The sequence below is a fragment of the Streptomyces lancefieldiae genome (assembly GCF_031845825.1).
Lineage (GTDB): Bacteria > Actinomycetota > Actinomycetes > Streptomycetales > Streptomycetaceae > Streptomyces > Streptomyces lancefieldiae.
In genome coordinates, this window is the sequence record NZ_JAVRFH010000034.1 from 52,266 (window position 1) to 77,578 (window position 25,313).

The 25,313-nt window shown below is 72.4% G+C and carries 23 protein-coding genes and 6 tRNA genes; 9 read left to right on the forward strand and 20 right to left on the reverse strand.

The features are described 5' to 3' along the window. Positions 1 to 104: 104 nt before the first annotated feature. The 6 genes from RM812_RS27780 to RM812_RS27805 form a co-directional block, all read right to left on the reverse strand. A complete protein-coding gene (locus tag RM812_RS27780) occupies positions 105 to 704 on the reverse strand; it encodes a hypothetical protein (RefSeq protein ID WP_311577712.1) in 600 nt (199 codons plus the stop codon). Positions 705 to 716: 12 nt separating this feature from the next. Then, on the reverse strand, positions 717 to 1,607 hold the full coding sequence (locus tag RM812_RS27785; RefSeq protein WP_311577715.1) for a carbohydrate ABC transporter permease: 891 nt from the start codon (positions 1,605 to 1,607) through the stop codon (positions 717 to 719). After that, on the reverse strand, positions 1,604 to 2,605 hold the full coding sequence (locus RM812_RS27790) for a carbohydrate ABC transporter permease (protein WP_311577719.1): 1,002 nt from the start codon (positions 2,603 to 2,605) through the stop codon (positions 1,604 to 1,606). The genes RM812_RS27785 and RM812_RS27790 overlap by 4 nt, the downstream gene beginning before the upstream one ends. Further along, complete coding sequence (locus tag RM812_RS27795; protein WP_311577722.1) at positions 2,605 to 3,894, reverse strand: ABC transporter substrate-binding protein; 1,290 nt, start codon at positions 3,892 to 3,894, stop codon at positions 2,605 to 2,607. Before RM812_RS27795 ends, RM812_RS27790 begins: the two co-directional genes overlap by 1 nt. 391 nt (positions 3,895 to 4,285) lie before the next feature. Continuing rightward, a tRNA-Val gene (locus tag RM812_RS27800) sits at positions 4,286 to 4,357 on the reverse strand. A 79-nt stretch (positions 4,358 to 4,436) separates the two neighbouring features. Beyond that, positions 4,437 to 4,889, reverse strand: coding sequence for a TIGR02611 family protein (locus RM812_RS27805; protein WP_311577725.1), 453 nt, complete (start codon positions 4,887 to 4,889; stop codon positions 4,437 to 4,439). Positions 4,890 to 5,080: 191 nt separating this feature from the next. Here RM812_RS27805 and RM812_RS27810 point away from each other — a divergent pair, with 191 nt between their 5' ends. Continuing rightward, positions 5,081 to 5,494: an SsgA family sporulation/cell division regulator gene (locus RM812_RS27810; protein WP_004002642.1), complete on the forward strand. Its 414-nt coding sequence runs from the start codon at positions 5,081 to 5,083 to the stop codon at positions 5,492 to 5,494. A 335-nt stretch (positions 5,495 to 5,829) separates the two neighbouring features. Further along, positions 5,830 to 6,390, forward strand: coding sequence for a CGNR zinc finger domain-containing protein (locus tag RM812_RS27815; RefSeq protein ID WP_311577773.1), 561 nt, complete (start codon positions 5,830 to 5,832; stop codon positions 6,388 to 6,390). A gap of 84 nt (positions 6,391 to 6,474) precedes the next feature. Here the strand turns inward: RM812_RS27815 and RM812_RS27820 are convergent, their stop codons facing one another. Next, positions 6,475 to 6,654: a hypothetical protein gene (locus RM812_RS27820; protein WP_311577775.1), complete on the reverse strand. Its 180-nt coding sequence runs from the start codon at positions 6,652 to 6,654 to the stop codon at positions 6,475 to 6,477. Between the two features lie 213 nt (positions 6,655 to 6,867). Further along, complete coding sequence (locus RM812_RS27825) at positions 6,868 to 7,326, reverse strand: hypothetical protein (protein WP_311577778.1); 459 nt, start codon at positions 7,324 to 7,326, stop codon at positions 6,868 to 6,870. A 242-nt stretch (positions 7,327 to 7,568) separates the two neighbouring features. Between RM812_RS27825 and RM812_RS27830 the strand changes: the two genes are divergently transcribed. Further along, positions 7,569 to 8,093, forward strand: coding sequence for a DsbA family protein (locus RM812_RS27830; protein ID WP_311577781.1), 525 nt, complete (start codon positions 7,569 to 7,571; stop codon positions 8,091 to 8,093). Between the two features lie 70 nt (positions 8,094 to 8,163). Here RM812_RS27830 and RM812_RS27835 read toward each other — a convergent pair whose 3' ends face one another. The 3 genes from RM812_RS27835 to RM812_RS27845 all read right to left on the reverse strand — a co-directional run bounded on the left by RM812_RS27835 (position 8,164) and on the right by RM812_RS27845 (position 10,952). Continuing rightward, entirely contained in the window at positions 8,164 to 9,000 is an 837-nt protein-coding gene (locus RM812_RS27835; RefSeq protein WP_311577784.1) for a GNAT family N-acetyltransferase, read from the reverse strand. Positions 9,001 to 9,081: 81 nt separating this feature from the next. Next, positions 9,082 to 9,903, reverse strand: coding sequence for an aminotransferase class IV (locus tag RM812_RS27840; RefSeq protein WP_311577787.1), 822 nt, complete (start codon positions 9,901 to 9,903; stop codon positions 9,082 to 9,084). Further along, positions 9,900 to 10,952 carry a chorismate-binding protein gene (locus tag RM812_RS27845; RefSeq protein WP_311577790.1) on the reverse strand — a complete coding sequence of 351 codons (1,053 nt, stop codon included), beginning with the start codon at positions 10,950 to 10,952 and terminating at the stop codon, positions 9,900 to 9,902. The genes RM812_RS27840 and RM812_RS27845 overlap by 4 nt, the downstream gene beginning before the upstream one ends. Positions 10,953 to 11,129: 177 nt before the next feature. On the opposite strand from RM812_RS27845, the gene RM812_RS27850 reads away from it, so the two are divergent. The 5 genes from RM812_RS27850 (at position 11,130) to RM812_RS27870 (ending at position 11,579) form a co-directional block, all read left to right on the forward strand. After that, a tRNA-Gly gene (locus RM812_RS27850) sits at positions 11,130 to 11,202 on the forward strand. A 38-nt stretch (positions 11,203 to 11,240) separates the two neighbouring features. Further along, a tRNA-Cys gene (locus tag RM812_RS27855) sits at positions 11,241 to 11,314 on the forward strand. Between the two features lies 1 nt (position 11,315). Continuing rightward, positions 11,316 to 11,387 (forward strand) — tRNA-Val (locus tag RM812_RS27860). 35 nt (positions 11,388 to 11,422) lie between these two features. Further along, positions 11,423 to 11,494, forward strand: a tRNA-Val gene (locus tag RM812_RS27865). Positions 11,495 to 11,507: 13 nt separating this feature from the next. Continuing rightward, positions 11,508 to 11,579 (forward strand) — tRNA-Val (locus RM812_RS27870). Between the two features lie 83 nt (positions 11,580 to 11,662). Here RM812_RS27870 and RM812_RS27875 read toward each other — a convergent pair. The 3 genes from RM812_RS27875 to RM812_RS27885 all read right to left on the reverse strand — a co-directional run bounded on the left by RM812_RS27875 (position 11,663) and on the right by RM812_RS27885 (position 13,389). Then, positions 11,663 to 11,953, reverse strand: coding sequence for a TFIIB-type zinc ribbon-containing protein (locus RM812_RS27875; protein ID WP_311577793.1), 291 nt, complete (start codon positions 11,951 to 11,953; stop codon positions 11,663 to 11,665). Between the two features lie 101 nt (positions 11,954 to 12,054). Continuing rightward, positions 12,055 to 12,984, reverse strand: a complete 930-nt coding sequence (locus RM812_RS27880) for an aminoglycoside phosphotransferase family protein (protein WP_311577796.1) — start codon at positions 12,982 to 12,984, stop codon at positions 12,055 to 12,057. A 222-nt stretch (positions 12,985 to 13,206) separates the two neighbouring features. Continuing rightward, on the reverse strand, positions 13,207 to 13,389 hold the full coding sequence (locus RM812_RS27885; RefSeq protein WP_311577798.1) for a hypothetical protein: 183 nt from the start codon (positions 13,387 to 13,389) through the stop codon (positions 13,207 to 13,209). A 589-nt stretch (positions 13,390 to 13,978) separates the two neighbouring features. Here RM812_RS27885 and RM812_RS27890 point away from each other — a divergent pair. After that, on the forward strand, positions 13,979 to 15,406 hold the full coding sequence (locus RM812_RS27890) for a serine/threonine protein kinase (RefSeq protein ID WP_311577801.1): 1,428 nt from the start codon (positions 13,979 to 13,981) through the stop codon (positions 15,404 to 15,406). 334 nt (positions 15,407 to 15,740) lie between these two features. On the opposite strand, the gene RM812_RS27895 is transcribed toward RM812_RS27890, so the two are convergent. The 6 genes from RM812_RS27895 to RM812_RS27920 all read right to left on the reverse strand — a co-directional run bounded on the left by RM812_RS27895 (position 15,741) and on the right by RM812_RS27920 (position 25,252). Then, positions 15,741 to 16,559 (reverse strand): TrmH family RNA methyltransferase, encoded by an 819-nt coding sequence (locus RM812_RS27895; protein WP_311577804.1) that lies wholly within the window; start codon positions 16,557 to 16,559, stop codon positions 15,741 to 15,743. Between the two features lies 1 nt (position 16,560). Further along, positions 16,561 to 17,793 carry a uroporphyrinogen-III C-methyltransferase gene (cobA, locus tag RM812_RS27900; RefSeq protein ID WP_311577809.1) on the reverse strand — a complete coding sequence of 411 codons (1,233 nt, stop codon included), beginning with the start codon at positions 17,791 to 17,793 and terminating at the stop codon, positions 16,561 to 16,563. Between the two features lie 238 nt (positions 17,794 to 18,031). After that, positions 18,032 to 21,904 carry a nicotinate-nucleotide--dimethylbenzimidazole phosphoribosyltransferase gene (gene cobT, locus RM812_RS27905; protein ID WP_311577821.1) on the reverse strand — a complete coding sequence of 1,291 codons (3,873 nt, stop codon included), beginning with the start codon at positions 21,902 to 21,904 and terminating at the stop codon, positions 18,032 to 18,034. Positions 21,905 to 22,295: 391 nt separating this feature from the next. Beyond that, complete coding sequence (cbiE, locus tag RM812_RS27910) at positions 22,296 to 23,522, reverse strand: precorrin-6y C5,15-methyltransferase (decarboxylating) subunit CbiE (protein ID WP_311577827.1); 1,227 nt, start codon at positions 23,520 to 23,522, stop codon at positions 22,296 to 22,298. Between the two features lie 123 nt (positions 23,523 to 23,645). Then, positions 23,646 to 24,284: a GNAT family N-acetyltransferase gene (locus tag RM812_RS27915; RefSeq protein ID WP_311577830.1), complete on the reverse strand. Its 639-nt coding sequence runs from the start codon at positions 24,282 to 24,284 to the stop codon at positions 23,646 to 23,648. A gap of 140 nt (positions 24,285 to 24,424) precedes the next feature. Then, the gene (locus tag RM812_RS27920; RefSeq protein ID WP_311577833.1) at positions 24,425 to 25,252 is read right to left on the reverse strand and encodes a MetQ/NlpA family ABC transporter substrate-binding protein; all 828 of its coding nucleotides are present in this window, start codon (positions 25,250 to 25,252) and stop codon (positions 24,425 to 24,427) included. Positions 25,253 to 25,313: the final 61 nt, after the last annotated feature.

Consider the following 25,313-nt stretch of genomic DNA (forward strand, 5'->3'; position numbering starts at 1 on the left):
CAGGGCAGGGCAGGGGCATGCAGGGCAAGGAGATGGCACTGTCAAGGGCATGACAGACCGAGGGTGCGACGCCGGGCGCCGACCCTGGTGCGGGGGCACCGCCCTCAGCGGCGCCGGTAGCGCTCCTCCACGGCGACCGCCGCCGCCGCGACGGCGCCCAGGACGGCGACCGCGAGCGGCACGCTGAACCAGGCGGAACAGACCACCAGGGCCAGCCCGCCGACGATCAGGAAGGACCCGGCGGGGTCGAGCACGGTGCGGCGGCCGGCCTCGGCGAGCAGGGACCGCCAGGAGGCGCCGGGCCGCCAGGCCGCCGTCGCGCGCAGCCCGGCCACGGCCGCGCCGATCAGGGCGAGCACCCCGACGACGCCCACGACCGGGCCGCCCGGCAGGCCGTTCCGTACGGCCTGCACGTCCACCCACACCGCGGCCAGGGCGGCCCACCCGGCGAGCCCGACGAGCCACCCGCGGCGCAGCGCCGCCCGGAAGTCGGCCGCGAACTCCCGCCGGCCACCGCGCTGGTGGGCGAGCCGGCGCCCGAGGTGCCGCGCGCCGGCCGCGAACGCCGCGGGGTAGGTGACCAGCGGCAGCGAGGCCACCGCGATCCACACTCCGGTGAGCAGGCACTCGGCGAACAGGGCGAAGCCCTCGGCCAGCCGTGACTCGCCCCGCTCCGTACGGGCCTTGGCGCGCGCCTCGGTCATGATCGGCTCACCTCAGCCCTTCAGACCGGACGTCGCCATGCCGTCGATCAGGTAGCGCTGGAAGGCCAGGAAGAAGGCGAGGACGGGCAGCAGCGCGACGAGCGACATGGCGATCATGCCGCCGTAGTTGGCCAGCCCTTCCTGGTCCACGAACATCTTCAGGCCGAGGGAGACGGTGTACTTGCCGGGCTCGTTGAGATAGATCAGCGGGCCCATGAAGTCGTTCCAGGAGTTGATGAAGGTGAAGATCGCGCTGGTGATCAGCGCCGGGCGGCACAGCGGGAGCACGATCGACCAGTAGATGCGGAAGTGGCCGCAGCCGTCGAGGCGGGCCGCCTCGTCCAGCTCCCTGGGCAGGTTGCGCATGAACTGCACCATGAGGAAGACGAAGAACGCCTCCGTGGCCAGGTACTTCCCCAGCAGCAGCGGGGTGTAGGTGTTGATCATGCCCATGTTGCGGAACAGCACGTACTGCGGGATCAGCAGCACGTGGTAGGGCAGCAGCAGCGTGCCGATCATCAGCGTGAAGAGCAGGTTGCGGCCCGCGAACCTGATCTTCGCGAAGGCGTACGCCGTGAGCGAGCAGGACACCAGGATCCCGATCACCGAGCCGACCGCGAGGAAGAGGGAGTTGAAGAAGAACGTGGAGACCGAGATGTCCGCGATGCCGTCGGCGAGGCTCGTGTAGTTGGAGATGATCGGGTCGCCCGGGAAGAGGTCCAGGCTGCCGACGATGTCCTCGCTCTTCTTGAACGAGCCGCCGATGACCCAGATCACCGGGTAGAGGATCACCGCGAGGATCGCCAGCGACCCGATGTGCCAGGCGAGCGAGCCCGGCAGCTTGCGCCGCAGCGCCCCCCTCGTGGACGGGGCCGGTGTGACGTCGGTGGCCTGCGCGCTCATCGGCCGCCCTCCTCGTAGTGCACCCAGCGCTTCTGGGACCAGAACAGCACCGCCGTCACCAGGGCGACCGCGACGAGCAGCATCCACGCCATGGCGGAGGCCAGGCCCATGCGGCTGTTCTCGAAGCCCTGGACGTACAGGTAGCAGGTGTAGACCATCGAGCCGTCGGCCGGACCGCAGGCGTTGCCCCCGGCGCCGCCGCCGACGATGTACGCCGAGCTGAAGATCTGGAAGGAGTGGATGGTCTCCAGCAGGACGTTGAAGAAGAGGACCGGGGAAATCATCGGCAGGGTGATGTTCCAGAACTGCCGCAGCCTGCTCGCCCCGTCGACGTTCGCGGCCTCGTACAGCTCGCGCGGCACCTGCTTGAGGCCGGCCAGGAAGATGACCATGGGGGCGCCGAACTGCCAGACGGTGAGCGCCACCAGGCTGTAGATGATCAGGTCCGGGTCGCCGGTCCAGCCGCCGGCGCCGATCCCGAAGAACTGCTGCGTACGGTCGACGGCCGCGTCGTCCGAGAAGATCGCCTTCCACACGATGGCGACGGAGACACTCGCGCCGATCAGCGACGGCGCGTAGAAGGCGGCCCGGTAGAAGGCCTGCCCGCGCCGCTTCTGGGCCAGCAGCAGGGCGACGCCGAGGGCGGCGATCAGCTTGATCGGCGTGCCGACGACGACGTACCAGAGCGTGACCTGGACCGAGTGGCGCCAGCGGGGGTCGCCGAACATCTCGGAGAAGTTGTCCAGGCCGATCCACCGGGGCGAGTCGAACAGGTCGTAGTCGGTGAACGCGAAGTAGAGGGAGGCGACCATCGGTCCTGCCGTGAGCAGCAGGAAACCGGCGATCCAGGGGGACATGAAGAGGTAGCCGGCCAGGTTGTCCCGGCGCCGCCGCCGCTTCAGGGCGGCGGGGCGCGGGGTCTTCACCGGACCGTGCCGCGGCTCGGAGTCCCGGGTCAGGTCCTCCGTCGCAGGGGCGTGTGTCACGGCGCTTCCCATCAGCCGGCGAGAGCCGTCTTCGACTCGTTGAAGAACTGCTCGACCGCGTCGTCCACGGACCGCTTGCCCAGTGCCATCTCCTCGGCGATGCGCAGGAACGCGGCCTCGCAGATGTCGGCTCCGGCGGGGTGCGGGGTGATGGGCTCCAGGACGCCCGCCTTCACGAGGGACTCCTCGTAGGCCGCGATCGCCTTGTTGACCGGGTCGGTCGGCTGGTAGGCGTCGTACTGCGCCTGCGTCGCGGGGACACCGCGGTCGTAGCCCATGATCTTGGCGACCTCGGGGTCGTGCACCATGAAGTCGATGAACTGGGCGACTTCCTTGGGGTGCTTGGTGCGCTTGGAGCCGCTGAGCATCAGGGAGCCGAGGTACTGGCCGGTCTTCTTGCCGTCCGTGGTGGGAATGGGCGCGAGGCCGTACTCGCTCTTGCCCTCGGAGGTGTAGCGGACGGTGAAGTTGTCCCAGGTGTATTCGCTGCCGGCCAGTGCCGCGGAGAGCGCTGACTTGGGCTTGACCTGGACGACCTTCTTGGCGTCGGCGAAGAGGCCGGACTTCACGCCCTTGTCCGCCTTGGTCCACCACTGGGTCAGGTCGGCCTCGGTGAACCCGAGTCCGTCCTCGGTGAAGAACGCCTTGCCGTTCTGGCGCAGGTACAGGTCGTAGAGGTACATGACGCCGTACATGCCGCTGTCCCCGGCCCGGCCGGTCCTGTCACGGATCTTCGTCATCGCCTGGTCGAAGTCGTCCCAGGTCCAGCCCTGCTCGGGTGTGACGCCGGCCCGCGTGTAGACGGGCTTGTCGATGACCAGGGCCATCGAGTTGGAACCGACCGGGACGCCCAGGAGCTTGCCGTCGATCTCGCCGAACTTCTCCAGGCCGGCCCGGAAACCGTCCATGGAGAGGTTGCCAGCCTTGACCTGCTCGCTCAGGTCGAGCAGGACGTTCTTCGCGTCGTATTTGCGGAGAAATCCGATCGCGTTCTGGAAGACGTCCGGCGGATTTCCGCCCGAGGCCTGCGTGTTGAACTTCTTCCAGAAGTCGGTGTACTGCTGGAAGTCGGTCTTGACCTTGATCTTCGGGTACTTCTTCTCGAAGAGCGCGATGGTCTTGTTGATGCGCTCGGCCCGGTCCTCGGCACCCCACCAGGAGTAACGGATGGTCACCGTTCCGTCTCCCGAACCGCTGTCACCACCGCACGCGGTGGCGGTCGCACCCAGCCCCGCGACGGCCAGCGAGGCCCCCGCCGCTTTGAGGATCGTCCGCCTCTCCACATTCCTGCCCTGCTGCATATGAGCCTCCCCGCAACGTCGCGTCCGCCCCATGAATCGTTTCAAGTAAGCGCTTGCTGGCACAAGCTACGGAGGGCCCAGGGGCGCGTCAATGACTCGGACAGGAATTCATGGGTGCCGGACGCGTCCGGCGTGGACGGTCGCCCTCGCCTCGCGGCCGATGGAGGCGGAGAATGCCCAGGTCGGCGCGGCGTGACCGGCCCGCCGAACATCGGCGGACCCGCCGGCGCGGACGGCCCGGAAGGTCACGGTTGGATGAAGACGGGCGGAAGCGGAACGGCTGCGCGGCCGCTTCGGGCACGCGAACGGATCCCGGGGAGGCCGCCCGGACACACCTGCACGACAGAGCGGCCCGGCTCACGATCGTGAGCCGGGCCGCCTGATGATCCGGTGGGCGATACTGGGTTCGAACCAGTGACCTCTTCGGTGTGAACGAAGCGCTCTCCCACTGAGCTAATCGCCCGGACGCAGGAAGAACATTACCCCATGTCAGGGGGTGCCCGTGACCAGCGGGGACCCGGCCGTCGCGCCCCCGCCGCGGATCACTGGTCCTCGATCTTCCAGGGCATCTGCAGGCCGAACTTCCACAGGTAGATCCCGGCCAGCACGGCAATGATCACGACACCGATCGAGGTCAGGATGATGTTCCGGCGACGCACCCTGGGGTCGAGGGCACGCTGCGCCGCCTCGGTGACCTTGCGCTTGGTCCAGCGCAGCACCAGCTGGGCCCAGACGAACTCGGTCGCCCAGATCGCCATGCCGCCGAAGATCACGACCCAGCCCGGCCCCGGCAGGACCAGCATGGCGGCGCCGGCCAGGACGACCGCCAGTCCGACGATGAAGACGCCGACCTGCCAGCTCAGGTGCAGGGCGCGGCGCGCCTTGATGAATTCCGGCGCCCTCGACCCGAGCGCTCGCTCGGCCGTGGCCTCGTCCGTCCCCGTACGGTCTGCCGCCACGGCCGCCTCGCCGGGCTTGTTACTCCCCGTGTTCATACGGCCAAACACTACCGGAGCGAAACCTGTCACCGGAATGGACGCGCGACCCGGGCGATCTCTCGGCCGGAAGAGTTACGTAAACACACGCAAAACACTCAGAGGGGTTTACAACGGCACCGTAGGTGGCATGTCGATTTCGCCGACGTGCGAATCCCCGAGCGCACACTGAGCGAAAGGCCCTGGCGCTTATGAACACCACGGTCAGCTGCGAGCTGCACCTGCGCCTCGTTGTGTCGAGCGAGTCCTCCCTGCCTGTCCCCGCAGGCCTGCGGTACGACACGGCCGACCCCTACGCCGTGCACGCCACCTTCCACACCGGAGCCGAGGAAACCGTCGAGTGGGTGTTCGCCCGCGACCTCCTCGCCGAAGGTCTCCACCGCCCCACCGGCACGGGCGACGTCCGTGTCTGGCCGTCCCGCAGTCATGGCCAGGGCGTCGTGTGCATCGCCCTGAGCTCACCGGAGGGCGAGGCACTGCTCGAGGCCCCGGCGCGGGCTCTCGAGTCCTTCCTGAAGCGCACAGACGCCGCCGTGCCCCCCGGCACGGAACACCGGCATTTCGATCTCGATCAGGAGCTCTCGCACATCCTGGCGGAAAGCTAGGGCGAGGCCCCGTGAAGCCGCCCGTTGCCGTCGACTCGGGGTGACGGCACGGGCCCGGACAACCGCATTACGGCACACACCGGCGTCGTCGCCGCGGACCTCCGCGGGACGGCGCCGGTGCCCGTTCTCCGCGGCGCGGCCGCGCGCCGCCCCGCCGGGGAACCTGGACCGGCCCCACGCCGTTGTACCGGCAACCGCGGGGTCGTGCCGTTCCGTCGCGAGGTTGTCCGGCCATCGTGAGCCGGCGCCTGATCGGGCCGGTCCGGCCGCCGCGGAGCCACTACCATCGGCCACCATCGGCGGGCGCCCGCCCGTCTCAGGCCAGGGAGCGAGATGTGCTGATCACCCACGACAGCCGGTGTGCCCTCGACACGGTGGTGGATCTGGTGAACACCGCGCCGGAGGACGAATCGGCGCCGGACGGTCTGCCGGATGTCGCGGCCCTGCAGGAGTTCGTGCGAACGCACGCGGTCAGCGACGTCGGCGTGCTCTCCGAACTCGACCTCTCGGCGGTGCGCAGGATCCGCGGACGGTTCGCGGCGGTCTTCGCGGCGACGGAGGCCCGTGCCGCCGCCGGACTGATCAACGACCTGGTCGCCGCTGCCGGAACCACGCCCCGGCTCACCGACCACGACGGCCACGACTGGCACATCCACTACTTCGCGCCCGGCGCCTCCGTGGCGGACCACCTGGCCGCCGACTGCGGCATGGCCCTGGCCTTCTTCGTGGTCGCCGGGGAGCAGGAGCGGCTGCGGCGGTGTGAGGCCCCCGACTGCCGGCGCGCCTTCGTCGACCTCTCCCGGAACCGCTCGCGGCGGTACTGCGACAGCCGCACGTGCGGAAACCGCCTGCACGTGGCCGCGTACCGGGCGCGACGCAAGGAGGCGGCCGGCTGACGCCGTCCCTCCGGACCGGTCGGGCCGAGACGCGCGGTCGCGACGCGGTCCCCGGCGGGTGGCGCCGGGGAACGCGGGTACGGCTCACAGCAACAGCAGATCGTGCAACGCAGCCATGAGCAGCAGACACCCGATCACCGCAAGGAAGATCATGAGCGGTGGCTGGGAAAGGGCGAAGAGGCAGCCGCGCGGTTCGTCCTGCGTTGGCGCGGTTTCGCTCTGTCTCGTGTTCAGCTGTGTATCCAGCTGAGTGGTGTCCGGCATCTCGCCGCGATCATGACGCAGTACGCGGGACCTTTGCGATCAACACGCTCGTAACGACCGGGTGTTCGTTGAATTCCGCGAGGTCTGGTCGGATCGTGACCGTTCCGGTGCATGCTGTGACGCGCGCGGACCACTGTGTCGTTCCAAGGACGCGTACGGCTGAGCCTGGTCCGGCGGTCTCATGCGCTGCGGTTCTTCATGTCCCGTGCTTGTTCATATCCCGTGCTTCTTCAGGATGGCCTCGATGTCGCTGAAGTCGTCGTCGCGGGACGTGCTCGCGGGCCGGGACTGGGACGTGGGCCGGGGCTGGGACGCCGGGCCGGAGCCTGTGGCGAGGGAGGGCGCCGAGGCCTCCGGGGCCACCGCGTCGCGCCGGGCGGCGGCCCGGGCCTCCTTGCGCTGCTTACGGGTGCCGCCGCGGCGGCGCTCCACGGTGCGCGTGGTCATGAACAGCACCCAGGACACACCCAGCACCGCGAAGCCGGCCCAGGCCACCGGGCTGAAGGCGGTGTCGGCGAGCCACTCGACGACCCCGGTCATCACCAGCCCGATCGGGACGAGCGAGTAGGCGGCGATGCGGGCGGCCGTGAGGAAACGCCTGCGGTACGCGGTGACCGCCGCGATGCCCAGGCCCGCCGCGGACACCGCGGAGCAGACGGTCTCGGCAATCATCCGGTCCTCCAGGCTGGGCTCGGTCGGGCATGAGTGCTTCGTCCCTTCCATCCTGCACCGTCCTCGCCCCGCGAGGCCATGCCCCGGCCCCGAGATCAGGGACATCTCGGGGTCGGCTCCTCCCCAGGTCGTGCCGGTGACCGCCCCCGACCGCCGCGGCACGGGCCTGCTCGCCCGCCGTACGACGAGGGCGGCCCGGTCCGGATTGGGGCGGCGCTCCCCGAGCTGGGAGACTGGTCGCCATGAGCGACTCCTCCCCCGCCCGTCACACCGCGCCCGTCCTCGACGTCTGGTGCGAACTCCAGTGTCCGGACTGCCACACCGCCCTGGACGACCTCCGCGCCCTGCGGGCCCGCTACGGCGACCGCCTGGAGCTGCGGCTGCGGCACTTCCCGCTGGAGAAGCACAAGCACTCCTTCGCCGCCGCGCAGGCCGCCGAGGAGGCCGTGGCCCAGGGTCAGGGGTGGCCGTACGCCGAGGCCGTGCTGGACCGTGTCGCGGAGCTGGACCGTAGGGGAGAACCCCTCCTGGTCGAGGTGGCCGGGGAACTGGGTCTGGACGCGGAGGAGTTCGACACGGCGCTGATCGACGGCCGACACATCCTGGTCGTCGACGCCGACCAGGCCGAGGGCAAGGCGATCGGCGTGACCGGCACCCCCACGTACGTGATCGGCGGCGAGCGCCTCGACGGCGGCAAGAGCCAGGAAGGGCTGCGCGAGCGCGTCGAGGAGATCGTGGACCGGCTGCTGGCCGAACAGGAGGACTGAGCCGAGGACTGAGTCCACCCCTGAGAGGACTGAGTCCACCCCTGATCAGGAGGTCCGGCCCCCACCACCGTCAGAGCAAGCCCTTGTAGAAGTTGTACTGCGTGGTTCCGTAGCCGAGTGACTCGTACAGCCGCTCGGCCGCGGTGTTCCCCGCGAAGACGTTCAGGCCGATCAGGCGTCGGCCGGCGGTGATCGCCCGTGCCTCGGCCAGCAGCATCAGGGACCGGCCGTGTCCCCGCCCCCGATGGGCCGCGTCGGTCTCGACGTCGAAGACGTAGGCCCGGTCCTCCCGCAGCGCCAGCCACAGGACGCCGACCCGCTCGCCCTCGTGCTCCAGCACGCTGAACAGCGTGTTCTCGGTGTCCAGTCCCTGCGGCAGGAGCGTCGCGTGGTCGCTGCGGGCCTTCGCGTACGCCTCGGCCTCGGGCATCCCCCGTTCGATCCAGGTGCGGGCGTACTGCTCCGACTCGTGAACGTGCCAGGCGTCGAACTCGTCCCGTGTCATGGGCCGCGCGCGGCTGCCCGCGGGCAGGGCGGGCGGGGTGTCACCGAGCGGCTTGGTCATGCCGCGGTTGCGCAGGACGTAGCCGAGCGCCTGCGCGAGCCGCGAGCCCGCCTCGGCGTCAACACCGGCACCGGCACCGACGCTCGCCAGGATCTGCCGGCAGCCCCAGCCCCGCGCCACCTCCTCGGCGGCCAGCGCGGCCACCGTGCCCCGGCCGCGCCGGCGGTCGGGTTCGTCGATGCGCAGTTCGTGGATCACGGCCACCGAGTCGCCGAAGGCGGGGGAGGTGCCGAGGTGTATCGCGCCGACGGGACGGCTGTTCACGCACACCTGGTAACGGCGTGAACGCGTTCCGTCGGCCGCGCGCTGAAGCGGCTCGGTCGGCCGCAGAGTGGTGGTCATCATGGGTGTTCTACCCGCCGTGCGCGCCGAGGGCAGCCGAATATTCGCGGTTGCGGGTCGAGATGGTCGAGATATCGGCGATTACGGGTCGAGGTCGTCCCCGGACCGCTCCTCGAAGATCCGCATGGCCTTGGCGGTCACCGGTCCGGGGGCGCCCGGGAGTTCGCGCTCGTCGACGCGGTGCACGGCCTGGACGTCCCGCAGCGTGGAGGTCAGGAAGACCTCGTCGGCGCGCTCCAGTACGTCCAGCGGCAGATCGGTCTCGCGGGCGCCGGTCCACTCGAGGACCAGGGCCCGGGTGATCCCGGCGAGGCAGCCGGAGGCGACCGGCGGGGTGTGGATCTCGCCGTCGAGGACGACGAAGACGTTGGATCCCGTCCCCTCGCACAGCCGGCCCACCGTGTTGCCGAACAGGGCCTCGGAGGCGCCCCGTTCGCGAGCGCGGGCGAGGGCCACGACGTTCTCGGCGTAGGAGGTGGTCTTCAGGCCGGTGACCGCGCCGCGCTCGTTACGGGTCCAGGGCACCGTGATCACGGCTGTGGAGTCGGGGCGCCGACCGGTCTCGCCCAGGGCCACCACCAGCGTCGGGCCCTGCTCGCCGCGGTCGGAGCCGAGCGGTCCGTGTCCGCCGGTGTAGGTGATGCGGAGCCGGCCCAGGGGCACGGGGTTGGCCTCCAGGACGGCGGCGCAGGCGCGGCGGACCTCGTCGAGGTCCGGGTCGGGCAGGCCCAGACCGCGGGCCGAACGGGTCAGCCGGTCGAGGTGCCGGGTCAGCGCGAACGGTCTGCCGTCCACCGCCTTCACCGTCTCGAAGATGCCGTCGCCCACGGTCAGCCCGTGGTCGAAGGCGGACACGCGGGCGGACTCGGTGTCCTGCAGCCCGCCGTCGAGCCAGATCTTCACGTCGGTAGTACCTCTCCGGGTCCGTTGGCCTCGTACGCCCCCGACGCTACCGCGAGCAGCCGGGCCGCCTTCAGTTCGGTCTCCCGCCACTCCCCCTCGGGGTCGGACCCCCAGGTGATTCCGGCGCCGGTGCCGAAGCGCAGCAGCCCCGCGGCCCGGTCGAACCAGAAGGTGCGGATGCCGACGGCCAGCTCGCCCACTCCCCGGTCGGCGTCGACCCAGCCGACGCCTCCGCAGTACGGGCCCCGGGGCGCCGTCTCCAGTGCGTCGATGATCCGCAGGGCGCTCGACTTGGGCGCGCCGGTGACGGATCCGGGGGGAAAGGCGGCGTCGAGCAGCTCCGCCCAGCCGGCACCCTCGCGCAGCTCGCCGCGCACCGTCGACACGAGGTGCACGAGCCCGGGGTGCTTCTCGACGGCGCACAGGTCGGGCACCGTCACGCTGCCCGCGGCGCAGACCCGCCCGATGTCGTTGCGGACCAGGTCCACGATCATCACGTTCTCGGCGTAGTCCTTCTCCAGCAGGTCGGCCTCGGTCCGACCGGTCCCCTTGATCGGCCCGGACTCGACGAGCCGGCCGTCCCGGCGCAGGAACAGCTCGGGCGACGCGGTGGCGATCTCGACCCCGTGCCCGGGAAGCCGGATCGTTCCGGCGTACGGCGCCGGGTTGCCGCGGGCCAGCAGGGCGGTGAGGGCGTCCACGTCGGTGTCGGGGGCGACGGGCGCCGAGAGCACTCGGCAGAGGTTGGCCTGGTAGACCTCCCCGGCGGCTATGTGCTCGCGTATGCGCCGTACGGCCGCCGTGTACGCGGTGCGGTCGAGCGAGGTCGTCCAGTCACCGACGGCCGGGCCCCGCCACCTGCCCGGCGCGGGCGCCGGTACGGGCTCCGTCCGCACGTCCGCGAAGCGTGCGCAGGTCAGGCGGCCCTCGAAGTCCGCGCACACGGCCCAGAAACCCTCGGATCCGAGGGCGGCGGGATCACTCGTGACGTCGAGGAGACCGGCGGCGAGGCGGTCGCCGAAGCGGGCGAGAGGAGGGAGGTCGTGCACGTGGCCGAGTCTAGGCCGGTGTCGCCGAGGTAGCCCGAACGTGTCCTTCCGGGTGCACCGGCCAGGTCCGCGACCGGAGGCACCGCAGCACGCTGCACAAACGCGTTTTTGTGCTGGCCCCGGAATCCGCTAGAGTTCATCACGTCGCCGGGACGCGCAAGCGGACCGAACCGACAGGCGGACGTAGCTCAGTTGGTAGAGCGCAACCTTGCCAAGGTTGAGGTCGCGAGTTCGAGCCTCGTCGTCCGCTCGCAGGAACAGGAGGCCTCCCGGGTCTCCTACACTCCTGGTGGAGTGGCCGAGAGGCGAGGCAACGGCCTGCAAAGCCGTCTACACGGGTTCAAATCCCGTCTCCACCTCCAAGGACGATTAGCTCAGCGGGAGAGCGCTTCCCTGACACGGAAGAGGTCACTGGTTCAATCCCAGTATCGTCCACTGGTCCGCAAGGACCTTGATCCGCGAGGATCCCCGCGCGATTAGCTCAGCGGGAGAGCGCTTCCCTGACACGGAAGAGGTCACTGGTTCAATCCCAGTATCGCGCACGCAGCACTCCCAGGACGATTAGCTCAGCGGGAGAGCGCTTCCCTGACACGGAAGAGGTCACTGGTTCAATCCCAGTATCGTCCACACCGCCCGAAGCCCCCGGCCGTCTCGTACGGCCGGGGGCTTCGGCGTGTCCGCGCGCGGAGCGGGTCCGCGCGCGGGCCGGATCAGCTGGAGAAGAGCATGCGCCCGAAGCTCTTCTGACGGTGGTGGCCGTAATGGCCGTGACCGCCGTGCGGGGCGCCCCAGGCGGGAGCCTGAGCGGCCGGGTACGCCTGCGGGGCGGCGGGCGGGGCCGGCGGAGGCGGAGCGGGCTGGGACCACTGGGCCTCCAGGCGGGTCAGCGACTCCAGCTCGCCGTAGTCGAGAAAGATCCCGCGGCAACCGCTGCACTGCTCGATCTGAACGCCGTTGCGGTTGTAGGTGTGCATCGGTGCGTGGCACTTGGGGCACTGCATGCTCGGCTCAACTCCTCGCCGGTCGGTCCTGCTTCGCGTATCGCCAGGACAGACTCTGTCCGGCTGTGGGTCGGTTGCACCCTACTTCGCGGAACTTCGGCTCACCCGCGTGGGGCGCGGGGGCGGTGGGCGGTCATGCGCGCGCACGCGTCGACCAGTGACTGTTCCACCTCGTCCAGGGACCGGTCCGCCGCGACCGCCTTGGTGACGGCGCGGGCGGCGGTCTGCGCGATGAGGGCGCGGGCGGGAACATCCAGCGCGGGCCAGGGGTCTTCGACGGGCGGGACGGCCGGACCGCCGGACGCGCGGTAGGCGGTCAGGAAGCGGTGCCACTCGTCGGGCGGGAGCAGCCCGCAGGCGTACCAGGCCGCCGGACGGGCGAGGTCCCAGGCCGGGACACCGGTGCCCAGGTCGTCGACGTCTATCAGCAGCCAGGGGCCTTCGGGTGCGGGGTGGCGTACGAGCTGGCCGAGGTGGAGGTCGCCGTGGCAGAGGGTGGTGGTGTCCGGCATGGCGGCCTCGCCGCGGGCCCAGGCGGGAAGGGCGGCCCAGGCGCGCAGCACGGGAGCGGTGGCGGGGTGGTGCGGGGCGGACGCCCTGAGGCGGGCGACGGCCAGGGCCGCCTTCGCGGGGCCGCGCATGGAGGGTACGGCGGTGGGGGCCGGGGTGCGGTGGAGGTGGGCGAGGAGGGTCGCCGCGGCCTCCCAGGGCGCCGCGTCCGGGTCATCCGGGTCCACGGGGGTGCCGTACGGCCAGTGGGTGACGAGCCGCCCGTGCAGGGGGACGGGCGCCGGGCCCAGTGGGGGCAGGAGGACGCCGGGGAGCCGGGCGGCGACGGAGACACGGAGGGCCAGCTCGGCGGGGTCGGCGTCCGGCGCGTGGGCCTTGGCGACGATGCCGGCGTGCCGGACGACGGTGGCGTCGGGGCGGTCGGCGAGGGTGGCCGCGCCGCAGGGGCAGTCGCCGGGGCGGGCGTGGGCCGTTCCCCTGACGTGGGCGGTCAGGGCGGTCAGCAGGGGGTCCGTCGTCACGGGGAGAGGGTACGCAGGCAGATCCGCACCTTGCCCGCCCCTCCGCGTCGGCCCTCGAGCGGCCCGCGACCGGGTGCTCGATCGGGCCTTTGAGGCAAAAGCAATGCCGGCGCAGCTCCCCAGCTGCGCCGGCATTCTGCCGTCCGCCGCACCCCCGTCCCCACGGGGTTTCATGGATGGATGTCCCCGCCCGGACCGCTCTTCCGGGCCTGGGGTCGCCGCTCAGCGCCCCAGCATCACACCCACGGACGACGCCTGTGTGGCCACCGTCTCCCACCCGTCGAAGACGAGGAGGAGCAGGGCCGCCAGGGGCAGGGCCATGACCGTCGCCACCAACGGGTGGCGGCGTCCCTGACGGCGGTCCGCGCCTGTGCGGACCGGCGTCCGCGGTACCGTCTGGGCCATGGTCCCTCTCCTGACCGTTCGTGTTGTCCTTGACAGCGGCGGGCGTCCGACCTCGGGGGACGAGTGCTGCACCCGCCGCTTGACCTCAAATCTAGGCGCCGGGCGATCGCCGGACGTCATGCCCTCGTACCGATTGCCGGGCCTCCCGGAGGATGAGCCATGACCTGCGGTGTACTCCCCTGGGTGGAGACCGGGTCCCGCGTCTCGGGGTCATCCCGGAGGGGGCGTCCACAGTGACCCGGTTTCTCCGGGGCCGTCCGGTGACTTCGCTCACTCCGCCGCTTCTCCGCGCACGGCTGACGCCGCCCGGCGCCCCGTCCCGCCCGTCACCGCCGCGTGGTCGCGAGCCGTCTCGCCGGCCTCCCGGGCCCGCTCCACCCGATCGCCCGTCCTCGACCCAATCCCCCTGGTGCGGCGGTCGGTTGGGATGCCCGGCGGGGTGAGGTGGTCCCGCGTTCGCGGTCACTGACCTGTCCTCAACTCTCCCAGCCCGCACCGACAATCCATCGCCCCGAGAGGGCGCGGCCTCTGCGCGCGGGCGGCCGTGGAAACGTAAGCTGTGGCTCGTCACAGGGACCGGGCAGCGGGGATGAACATGGCGATGATGCGCCTGAGGCGCGAGGACCCGCGCGTCGTCGGCTCGTTCAGGCTTCACAGGCGGCTCGGCGCGGGTGGAATGGGCGTGGTCTACCTGGGCTCCGACAAGAAGGGGCAGCGGGTCGCGCTGAAGGTCATCCGGCCGGACCTGGCAGAGGATCAGGAGTTCCGTTCTCGGTTCGCCCGCGAGGTCTCGGCGGCCCGGCGCATCCGCGGTGGCTGCACCGCGCGGCTGGTCGCGGCGGACCTGGAGGCCGACCGGCCCTGGTTCGCCACGCAGTACGTGCCCGGCCCCTCCCTGCACGACAAGGTCGTCGACGGGGGCCCGCTCGGCGCGGTGGACGTCGCCGCCGTCGGCGCCGCCCTGTCCGAGGGACTGGTCGCCGTGCACGAGGCCGGGGTGGTGCACCGGGACCTGAAGCCGTCGAACATCCTGCTGTCCCCGAAGGGGCCGCGGATCATCGACTTCGGCATCGCCTGGGCGACGGGCGCCTCGACGCTCACGCACGTCGGCACCGCGGTCGGCTCCCCCGGGTTCCTCGCGCCGGAGCAGGTGCGCGGGGCTGCGGTCACCCCGGCCACGGACGTCTTCTCGCTCGGTGCCACTCTGGCGTACGCCTCGATGGGCGACTCGCCGTTCGGGCACGGCAGTTCAGAGGTGATGCTGTACCGCGTGGTGCACGAGGAGGCCCAACTGCACGGTGTCCCGGACGCGCTGGCACCACTCGTGCGGGCGTGCCTGGCCAAGGACCCCGAGGAGCGTCCCAGCACGCTGCAGCTGTCGCTGCGGCTCAAGGAGATCGCGGCCCGGGAGGCTCACGGCCTGGCCGACGTACGGCCGCCGGCGCCGCGCAGCGCGGAGGCGGACCGGCCCACGGGACGGCTCGCCGACACCTACCCGGAGCGTGCTCAGCGGCGTCCGCAGGGGCAGCAGGGCACGCCCGCGCCGCGGAGCGCGCCGGGCTCCCGGGGCCCGGCGCCCGGACGCGGCGGCCCCTCGCCGCGCGGCGGCACGCCGTCGCGCAACGGGTCCGCCGCACGGGGTGGCAGTCCCTCGCGCGGCGGAGCCGGCGGCCGGTCCGGTCCGCGGCCCACGCCCGCTTCCCGCAACACCACCGGCCGGAACAGCGCCCGCAACGACAGCGGCGGCCGGCCCGCGCCGCGCAGCGGGGCCGGCCGTACGGCGCCGAGGACCACGGGGACCGGTTGGCGTCGGCCCGCCAACCCGCGGCTGCTGCGGCAGCGCCTGTTCGTGTTCGTGGTCGTGACGCTGCTGGTCGCGCTGGGCATCGCCGCCGCGCAGGGCTGCCAGGGGCCGTCCCGCGGACTCGGCGACCACCGGGACGGTGTGCGGACGCAGCAGCAGGAACGGGTGGACGTACGGAGCGACGCTCCGGGACGGCAGGCCCCCGGGGCGTAGGCGGCTGCGGCCGGGGCGGCCCGGCGACCGGGACGAGCCCGTCGGCCCGGGCGGAGCTGACGACCGGCGGACGGTGGGGGGTAGGGCCACCGGCCCGGGGCGAGCCCGGCAGCCCAGGGCGGACCCGTCGACCGAGGACGGTCAGAGGTGGGACCACCAGCCGGGGACGAGCCCGGCGGACCCGTCGACCGACCGGCGGACGACCTGGTGCGAGCCCGCCGGCCCGGGGCGAGCCCGACCCAGGGCGGGCCCTGTCCGACCGGCGGACGACCAGGCGGGAAGGCCCGTCGGCCCGGGCGGGTCCGTCGACCGGTGGACGGTCGGGTGGGTGGGGCTATGCCGGGGGGCGGCCCGTCGTCACCGCGTAGAAGGCGACCGCTGCCGCCGCGCCCACGTTGAGGGAGTCGACGCCGTGGGACATCGGGATGCGGACCCACTCGTCGGAGGCGGCCAGGGCCCGCCGGGTCAGTCCGTCGCCCTCGGCGCCCAGCATGAGGGCCACCCGGTCCATGCGGTGCGGGGCGACGTCGTCGAGGGCCTTGGCCCGCTCGTCGGGGGTGAGGGCGAGGAGCGTGAAGCCCGCCTCACGGACCGTCTCCAGGCCGGCGGGCCAGGTGTCGAGGCGCGCGTACGGCACGGAGAAGACCGCGCCCATCGAGACCTTCACGCTGCGCCGGTACAGGGGGTCCGCGCAGTCCGGGGAGAGCAGGACCGCGTCCATGCCGAGTGCGGCGGCGGAACGGAAGATCGCGCCGATGTTGGTGTGGTCGTTGACCGACTCCATGACCACGACGCGGCGGGTGGTCCGGAGCAGGTCGGTCGCCGTGGGGAGCGGCTTGCGCTGCATCGAGGCCAGCGCGCCGCGGTGCACGTGGTAGCCGGTGACCTGTTCGGCGAGCGCCGGGTCGACGACGTACACCGGGGCGGGCGCCTCGTCGATGATGTCGCGCATGGTGTCGACCCACTTGGCGGAGAGCAGCATCGAGCGCATCGCGTAGCCCGCTTCCCCGGCCCGCCTGATGACCTTCTCGCCCTCGGCGATGAACAGGCCCTCGGCGGGTTCGCGTCGGCGGCGCAGCTCGACGTCGGTCAGCCCGGTGTAGTCGTGCAGGCGCGGGTCGTCGGGGTCCTCGACGGTGATGAGGTCGGCCATGTCACACCGTCCCGTGCGGGCCGACGTGCACGACCTCGCCGACAACGATGACGGCGGGGGGCTTGACCTCCTGCGCGACCACCGTCCGGGCGACCGTGGCGAGGGTCGCGTCGACCCGGCGCTGGGCCGCCGTCGTGCCCTCCTGGACGAGGGCTACCGGGGTGTCGGGGGACTTGCCGTGCGCGACGAGCGTCTCGGCGATCCGGCCGATCTTGTCGACGCCCATGAGGATCACGAGCGTGCCGGTGAGCTTGGCGAGGGACGCCCAGTCGACCAGGGAGCGTTCGTCGTCAGGTGCGACGTGTCCGCTGACCACGGTGAACTCGTGGGCGACGCCACGGTGGGTGACGGGGATGCCGGCCGCGCCGGGGACGGAGACGGAGCTGGAGATGCCCGGAACGACCGTGCAGGGGATGCCCGCCTCGGCCAGTGCCTGCGCCTCCTCCATACCCCGGCCGAAGACGAAGGGGTCGCCGCCCTTCAGCCGTACGACCGCCTTGCCCTGCTTGGCGTGCTCGATCAGTGCGTTGTTGATGGCCTCCTGGGCCATGAAGCGGCCGTACGGGATCTTCGCCGCGTCGATGACCTCGACGTGCGGCGGCAGTTCGGCGAGCAGGTCGCGCGGGCCGAGCCGGTCTGCGATGACCACGTCGGCCTCGGCGAGCAGGCGCCGGCCGCGGACGGTGATCAGATCCGGGTCACCGGGGCCGCCGCCGACCAGGGCGACGCCGGCGGTGCGGGTGCGGTGGTGCGGGGCGACGAGGGTGCCGTCGCGCAGGCCCTCCACGACCGCGTCGCGGATGGCGGCGGTGTGGCGGGGGTCGCGGCCGCGCGCGTTCGTGGTGAGCACGGCGACGGTGACGCCCTCGCTGTGTCCGGTCGCCGGGGTCCAGGCCGTCGCCCGGTCGGCGTCGTCGGAGCGGACGCACCACACGCGGTGCCGTTCGGCCTCGGCGGAGGCGGCGGTGTTGGCCTCGGGGTCACTGGTGGCGATCAGGGCGTACCAGGCGTCCGCGAGGTCGCCTTCCGCGTAAGGGCGCCTGTCCCACGCGATCTCGCCCGCGTCCGCCATGGCCTCGACCGAGGGGGTCGCCTCGGGGGACACGAGGCGGATGTCCGCGCCGGCCGCGATGAGGGCGGGCAGGCGACGCTGGGCGACCTGGCCCCCGCCGAGGACGACCACACGACGGCCGGTGAGGCGGAGACCTACAGGGTAGGCGGGGTGTTCGGCCATGAGGGTGGGCTCCTCGTCCTGGCGATGCGGTGGGCGCTGCGGCTCTGGAGCGGCCCTGACGTGCGGATTCTATGAGACGCGCGGGTGCGCGGTGGTCCGTCGGACGCTGCGGGTGCGCGGTGGTCCACGGGACGTGCGGGTGCGCGGTCCGGCGGGTTCAGCGTACGGCGCGCACGGCGGGGGTGGGGCGGCGGCGACGGATCGTCCGCCGTGCCGCCTCCCTCCCCCGCCGCGGGGGCTACTTCTCGGTGACGCCCGCCGAGTCGAACGTCGCCACCTCGTGCATCGCCCGTGCGGTGCTCTGCACCATCGGCAGGGCGAGCAGCGCGCCGGTGCCCTCGCCGAGGCGGAGGTCGAGGTCGACCAGCGGGCGCAGGCCCAGCTTGTTCAGCGCGGCGACATGGCCGGGCTCGGCACTGCGGTGACCGGCGATGCAGGCCGCGAGGACCTCCGGTGCGATCGCGCGGGCCACCAGGGCGGCGGCACCCGCGCTGACGCCGTCCAGGATCACCGGCGTACGCAGCGACGCGCCGCCGAGCAGCAGGCCGACCACGGCCGCGTGCTCGAAGCCGCCGATCGCGGCGAGGACACCGATGGGGTCGGCCGGGTCGGGCTGGTGGAGTTCGAGGGCGCGGCGGACGACCTCGGTCTTGCGGGCCAGCGTCTCGTCGTTGATGCCGGTGCCGCGGCCGGTGACCTCGGCGGGGTCGGCGCCGGTGAAGACGGCGATCAGGGCGGCGGACGCGGTGGTGTTCGCGATGCCCATCTCACCGGTGAGCAGGGCCTTGTTGCCGGCGGCCACGAGGTCGCGGGCGGTCTCGATGCCGACCTCGATGGCCTGCTTGGCCTCCTCGCGGGTCATCGCGGGGCCGGTGGTCATGTCGGAGGTGCCCGCGCGGACCTTGCGGGGCAGCAGCCCCGGCGTGGCGGGCAGGTCGGCGGCGACGCCGACGTCCACGACGCAGACCTCGGCACCGACCTGGGTGGCGAAGGCGTTGCAGACCGCTCCCCCGCCCAGGAAGTTGGCCACCATCTGGGCGGTGACCTCCTGCGGCCAGGGGGTGACGCCCTGCGCGTGCACACCGTGGTCGCCGGCGAAGACCGCGACGGCCGCGGGCTCCGGGATGGGCGGCGGGCACTGACGGGACAGGCCGGAGAGCTGGGCGGAGATGATCTCCAGCATGCCGAGCGCGCCGGCCGGCTTGGTCATGCGCTTCTGCCGCTCCCAGGCCTCGCCGAGCGCCTTGGCGTCCAGCGGGCGGATCTGCGCGACGGTCTCGGCGAGCAGGTCGTGCGGTGCCTCGCCGGGCAGGGCGCGGCGCCCGTACGTCTCCTCGTGCACGACCCAGGACAGCGGGCGGCGCTTGGACCAGCCGGCCTGCATCAGCTCGGGCTCGTCCGGGAACTCGTCGACGTATCCGACGCACAGGTAGGCGACGACCTCCAGGTGCTCGGGCAGGCCGAGGGCGCGGACCATCTCGCGCTCGTCGAAGAAGCTGACCCAGCCGACGCCGAGGCCCTCGGCGCGGGCGGCGAGCCAGAGGTTCTCGACGGCGAGCGCGGAGGAGTACGGCGCCATCTGCGGCTGGGTGTGCCGGCCCAGGGTGTGCCGGCCGCCGCGGGTCGGGTCGGCGGTGACGACGATGTTGACCGGGGTGTCGAGGATGGCCTCGACCTTCAGTTCCTTGAACTGCTTGGCCCGGCCCTTGGGGAGCGACTTCGCGTACGCCTCGCGCTGACGCGTCGCCAGTTCGTGCATGGTGCGGCGGGTGTCGGCGGAGCGGATGACGACGAAGTCCCAGGGCTGCGAGTGGCCGACGGAGGGCGCGGTGTGGGCGGCCTCCAGGACGCGGAGCAGCACCTCGTGCGGGATGGGGTCGCTGCGGAAGCCGTTGCGGATGTCACGGCGTTCACGCATGACCTTCAGGACGGCCTCACGTTCGGCGTCGCCGTAGCCGGGGGCCGCGGGGCCGGTGGACTGTCGTGCTTGTGCCACTGCGGCCGTGCTCACGTCGTGCGGGTCTTTCTGCTCTTCACTGACTTCCTGGACTTCCTGGACTTCCCGGACCTCCGGGGGGGCCTGGAACGTCTGTTCCACGTCGACCTGCGGGTCGGCACCGCGGGTGTCCAGGTCGTCGGCGTTCTGGACGAGTCCGGGCTCGGCCTCGCGCGGGGTGGGGGCCACGGCGGCCGGGTCCGGTGTCCGGACGGTCTCGTCCTCCAAGGGGAGGACGAGGACCTCGGGCGCAGCGGGTGCCAGGTGCGGGGTGGTGGGCACCTGGCCACCGACGATCGGCGTGAACTGGCCGACGGAGTCGTCGGGGTGGGGCTCCGGGGCGACGGCGAGGCCCGCGGGCCGGGGGTCCGGCTCGGCCGGAGCGGCCGGTGCCGCGTGACCGGGCGCCCCGTGGGCGGCGTCCGCGTCCTGCGGTGCGGCGACGGTCATGAGGGACTGGGGGCCTTGCGCGGGCTGCGGGACGTCCGCGTGCGGGACGGGCTGGTGCTGGGGCCCACGCTCCGGCTCGGGCGCCGGCTGGGGCTCGGGGACGGACCGAACGTCCGGCTGGGGTGCGACGGCCTGCGGGACGGGTTGCGGGGCCGGCTGGGGTGCGGCGGCGGCTTCCGGCGCGGGCTGCGAGCCCGGCTGGGGCTCAGCAGGCGCTTCCGGCACCGGCCGCGAGCCCGGCAGAGGCTGTACGGCCGCTTCCGCCACGGGTGCGGGCTGCTCGGCGGCGGCCGGTGCTTCCGGGGACGGCTCGGTTTCCACGGCCTCGGGCGCGAGTACGTCGCGTGCCTCAACAGGCGCGGGTACTTCGGACGCCTCAACAGGGGCCGGTACCCCGGGTGCCTCGGCGTCGAGGTGCGCGGGCGCTTCGGGGAACGGGACCTGGTGGGGCTCGGGAGCCTGAACAGGTTCGACTGCCTGAACAGGTTCGACTGCCTGAACGGGCTCGACTGCCTGGACGGGCTCGCCGGCTTCGGCGGCCCGGGCGGTCTCGGCGGCGGGCGCCTCGGCACTCCGGGCCGGCTCCGGCACAGGAACCTCGGCGGCCCGGGCGCCCTCGGGCGCAGGTTGCTCGGTCGCCTCGGCCGAGCGGGGTTGCTCCGACACAGGCTGCTCGGCGGCCTCTTGGACGGGCTCGGGCGTGTCCGTCTCCGCGACCGGCGCCGCCACGGCCTCGTCCACGGGGAGGGCGGCGGAGGCCGGGCCGGCCTCGGGTCCCGGCACCGCCGCCGGTGCGGACACGTCGCCCTCGGCGGCCTCGGCCACGGCCTCGGGCTCCTGCCCCTCGTCACCGGCGCCCGGCGTCTGGGGCCCGTACGTCACCTCGTCATCCGGCACGGCGTCGTCACCGTCCGCGTCGCCCACCACGGCCACGCCCTCCGCGGCCTCGGCCGGGGCGTCCGCGGCCGGGGGTGCGGTCTCGCCCGGCTCCCCGGACGCGTCGGCCACCCCGGCCCGCGCCGCGACGGCCTCCGTCGCCACCCGGGTCACGAGCGCCTCGGCGGCGCCCACCGGCTCGGGAACCTGACCGGGTGCCGGAACAACCGTTTCCGCAGCCGTCGCCCCCGCGCTCGCCGGGGCCTGCGGTGCCGCCTGCGCGCCCCAGGGCGCCGCCCCCTGCGGAGGCGTCGCGGCAGCCTGCGGAACGTCGAGGTACTCGGGACCGGCGGTCGGCGGACCTGCGTGCCGTACCGGCATGTCGGCGGGGCCGCGGTCGGCGAGGGAACGGACCGGGCTCGCGGAGGTGTCGGGGATCGGCGGACCGAGGTGCAGGGGTCGGCGCGGGGGAACCGGGGCGGACGCCGGCTCCGGCGCCGACGGCGGGTCGGGCAGCCGGACTCCGCCGAGGTCGACCGAGCCGCTGTCGCGACCGGACAACTCGTGCGGACCCGGCTGGTGCACGGTCTCGACGACCGGCTCCGGCGCGGGCGGCGCGACCTCGTTGCCCCAGGCGCTCTGGGCCCCCGGCAGAAGCAACAGGTCCTCGTCCTCGGCGGTGGTCTCGGAGAGGTAGGTGTACGCGCCGGGCGCGGGGACGCCCGGCTGCTCCACCATGCCTGCGTTCTCCGGCAGCCCCTCGCCCGGGATCTGGCCGGTGTCGGTCATGCGTAACCCCTCGCCCATCGGTTAGTGCTTCTACGACCACGCCCGGGACGGCGCACCGACCGCCCCGTAGTGAAGAACGAGCGTGCGTGCCCAGCGGCACGAACGACCCGCCGGAAAAGACGACAAAGCCATTCAGTGGCATTGTCGCGGTCGTTCCCCCGTCACGACAGCTTGATCCGCGACGGCCCGCTGTGGACTGCGCCACGTTGCGCGGCCCCCGGTTGTGCCGTACCACACCCCGCCCGTAACTGGCGGTTTTTACGGACATTGACCGGCGAAACGCCGGGTGTCCGAGTGCGGTACAACAATCCGCCAGCCTACCTCGGGCGGTATGACAACCCGATCACGGGGCGCGGTCCGGACGTCCCGCGCGTCGCCCGAGCACCACCCCTCAACGAGGCGCTTCGCGCCGGAGGATTTCCCCGGTGAGCAGGAACACGACGCTCCGCTCCGTCTCGGTCCACGCCCGGGTGTCGAGTCCGACGGACTGCAGCAGCGCGCACTCGACCCGGTAGCCGTGTTCCGTCAGGTCCCTGCCGACGAGTTCGGCGGCGTCGCGGGTGGCCGCGTGCGCGACGATCCGCTGCGGGCGCCGGTCGGCGACCGCGGAGACCACGGCCGCTCCGCCGCCGCCGATGCGGACGACGTCCGGTTCGGGGAGGTCCTCAAGGACGTGGGGGGCGGTGCCGTGCACGATCTGCACCTGGGTTCCGAAGTGACGGGCGACGGCCTCGGTGCGGGCGCAGGCGTCCGGGTCGCGGTCGACCGCGATGACGGCGGCTCCGCCGCGGGCCGCCTCGGTGGCGAAGGCGCCGCTGCCGCAGCCGATGTCCCACACGAGGTCGCCGAGGCGCGGTCCGAGCCGGGCGAGTTGGGCCGTGCGGAGCAGGTCGGTCTCGCCCTCGCCGAGTTCACCGCCGTACGCCTCGGCGGGCAGCGTCCAGCCGCGCGGTCCGGCGGCGGGGTCGCGGCCGGCGATCCACCCGGTGCCGTCGGTCGTGGTGCCGGGGCTGGCGGTCCCGCCGACGACGATCACGACGTTCGGGTCCCGCCAGGTGTGGTCGGCGGCCTTGTCCGAGGTGACGACGCTGACCTGTTCGCGAGCGGTGCCCAGTTCCTCGCAGATGACGAAGGTGCGGTGGACGCCCTCCATCAGCAGGCCGAGTTCGGCGGGACCGGCGCCCGGGGAGGTGAGGACCGCGACCTTGGTGTGGGCCCGGCATACGTTCACCGCGCGTCGCAGGGTGCGCGGGTGGGCGACGACCACATGGGCGTCGTCCCAGGGCATACCGGCGCGGGCGAAGGCGGCGGCCACGGAGGAGACCGCCGGGACGACTTCGACCTCCAGGCCGTACTCGGGGGCGCGCAGGGTCCGTACGACGCCGAAGAAGCCGGGGTCCCCGTCGGCGAGGACGACCGTCGTTCCGCGGTGGGCGGCGATGCGGCGGGCGGCGAGGGCGACGCTGCCGAGACGGATGCGTTCGGCGGCGGGCGGTACCTCGGGAAGTGCCAGGTGGTGGGGGGCGCCGGCCACCAGCGTGGCGGCGCCGAGAGCTGAGCGTGCCGCGGCGGTCAGTGGCGAACCGTCCCAGCCGATCACCGTGACCCGGTCGGCCATCGTCGTCAGTCTCCAGGTTGTTCGCAGGTCGTGGTCGCGGAACCGTTCGCGGGCGCGCCCCGTGAGGGTACCTGGTGCGGCCCGGGGGGGGGCGGGGTGGCGGTGGGGAACGGTCCCGGTGGATCAGTTCCAGTCGGTGAAGCTGGTGAAACCGTCGCTGTCGGTCAGTGGCCCGGCCGCGCCCTCGAGGTCCTCGGGCAGCAGGCTCCACACGATGAAGTCGGTGCGTACGTCGGTCCAGAAGCCGTCGTCGGTGCGCACGCGGGCTATGCAGGCGTTGCGCAGGACGCCCTCGCTGATGCAGCCGATCTTCTGGGCGACCTGCTGGGAGGCCGTGTTGTCGGCCGCGGTCCGCAGCTCGACGCGTTCGAACTTCTGGTCGCCGAAGAGCCACTGGGCGGTGGCGAGCGCCGCCTCGGACGCGTAGCCCTCGCCCCGGGCCCAGGGGGCGGTTATGTACGACAGTTCGGTGGACCGTACGTGCCAGTTGGTCTTGGTCAGCTGGACGATGCCGACCAGCCGTTGGGTGAGGAACTCGGTGACGGCGAGGTCGAGTCCCCGGCCGGCCGTGCGTTCGGCGGGGGCGTACTCGCCTATCCAGGTACGGGCGCCCTGCTCGGTGAAGGGCTGTGGGACGTGGGTCCAGGCGGCGACCTGTTCGTCGTTCATCATGGCGGTGAGGGCGGGGACGTCGTCCTCGTCGAGGGGGCGCAGCACCAACCGCTCCGTGCTGATGGAGATGTTGGGGAAGGTGCTCGTCATGCGCCGCTCCGTAACCTGTGAAACCGTCAGGGCCTGTCGAACTGCCCAGCATGCAGCATGCGGGCATGCAACCACACCATGGGGTCCTCCCCACCGCGGCGGCGTGGACGGAGGACCCCGAGGGGTGCGGGCGGTGTGGATCAGAAGGAGGGCAGCACCGCGCCGGCGTACTTGTCCTCGATGAACTTCTTCACCTCGGGGGAGTTGAGGAGCTTCGCGAGCTTCTTCACGCGCGGGTCGTCCTCCCGGCCCTCCTTTACGGCGAGGAGGTTGCTGTTCGGGTTGCCCTTGGCGCTCTCCAGGACGAGGGCGTCCTTGGCCGGCTCGAGGTCGGCCTCGATGGCGTAGTTGCCGTTGACGACGGCTGCGTCGACGTCGTCCAGGGAGCGCGGGGTCTGGGCCGCCTCCAGCTCCTTGAACTTGAGGTCCTTCGGGTTCTTGGTGATGTCCGAGGGGGTCGCCGAGGTGCCGACGCCGTCCTTGAGGGTGATGATCCCGTTGGCCGCGAGGAGCTGCAGGGCGCGGCCCTCGTTGACGGTGTCGTTCGGGACGGCGACGGTCGCACCGCTCTTGAGCTCGTCGGCCTTGTCGACCTTGTGGGAGTAGAGGCCGAGGGGCTCCAGGTGCACGTCGACGACGGACACGATGTGGGTGCCGTTCTTCTTGTTGAAGTCGTCGAGGTACGGCTGGGTCTGGAAGTAGTTGGCCCCCACGGAGCCGTCCTCCGTCGCCGTGTTCGGCGTGACGTAGTCGGTGAACTCCTTGACCTCGAGGTCGAGGCCCGCGTCCTTCGCCAGGTTGTCCTTGACGTAGTTCAGGATCTCGGCGTGCGGGGTGGGGCTCGCGGCGACGATCAGCGGGCCGGAGGTGTCGGAGGCGGAGTCCTTGTCCGAGCCGCAGGCGGAGAGCCCGAGGGTGAGGGCTCCGGCGGCGAGGACGGCGGTGGTGATCTTGGCGGTGTTACGCACGAAAAGTGCCTTTCCTGAGGGTGGTGCGGCCCCGTCTCGGGTGGTTACGGGGAGTCTGGGG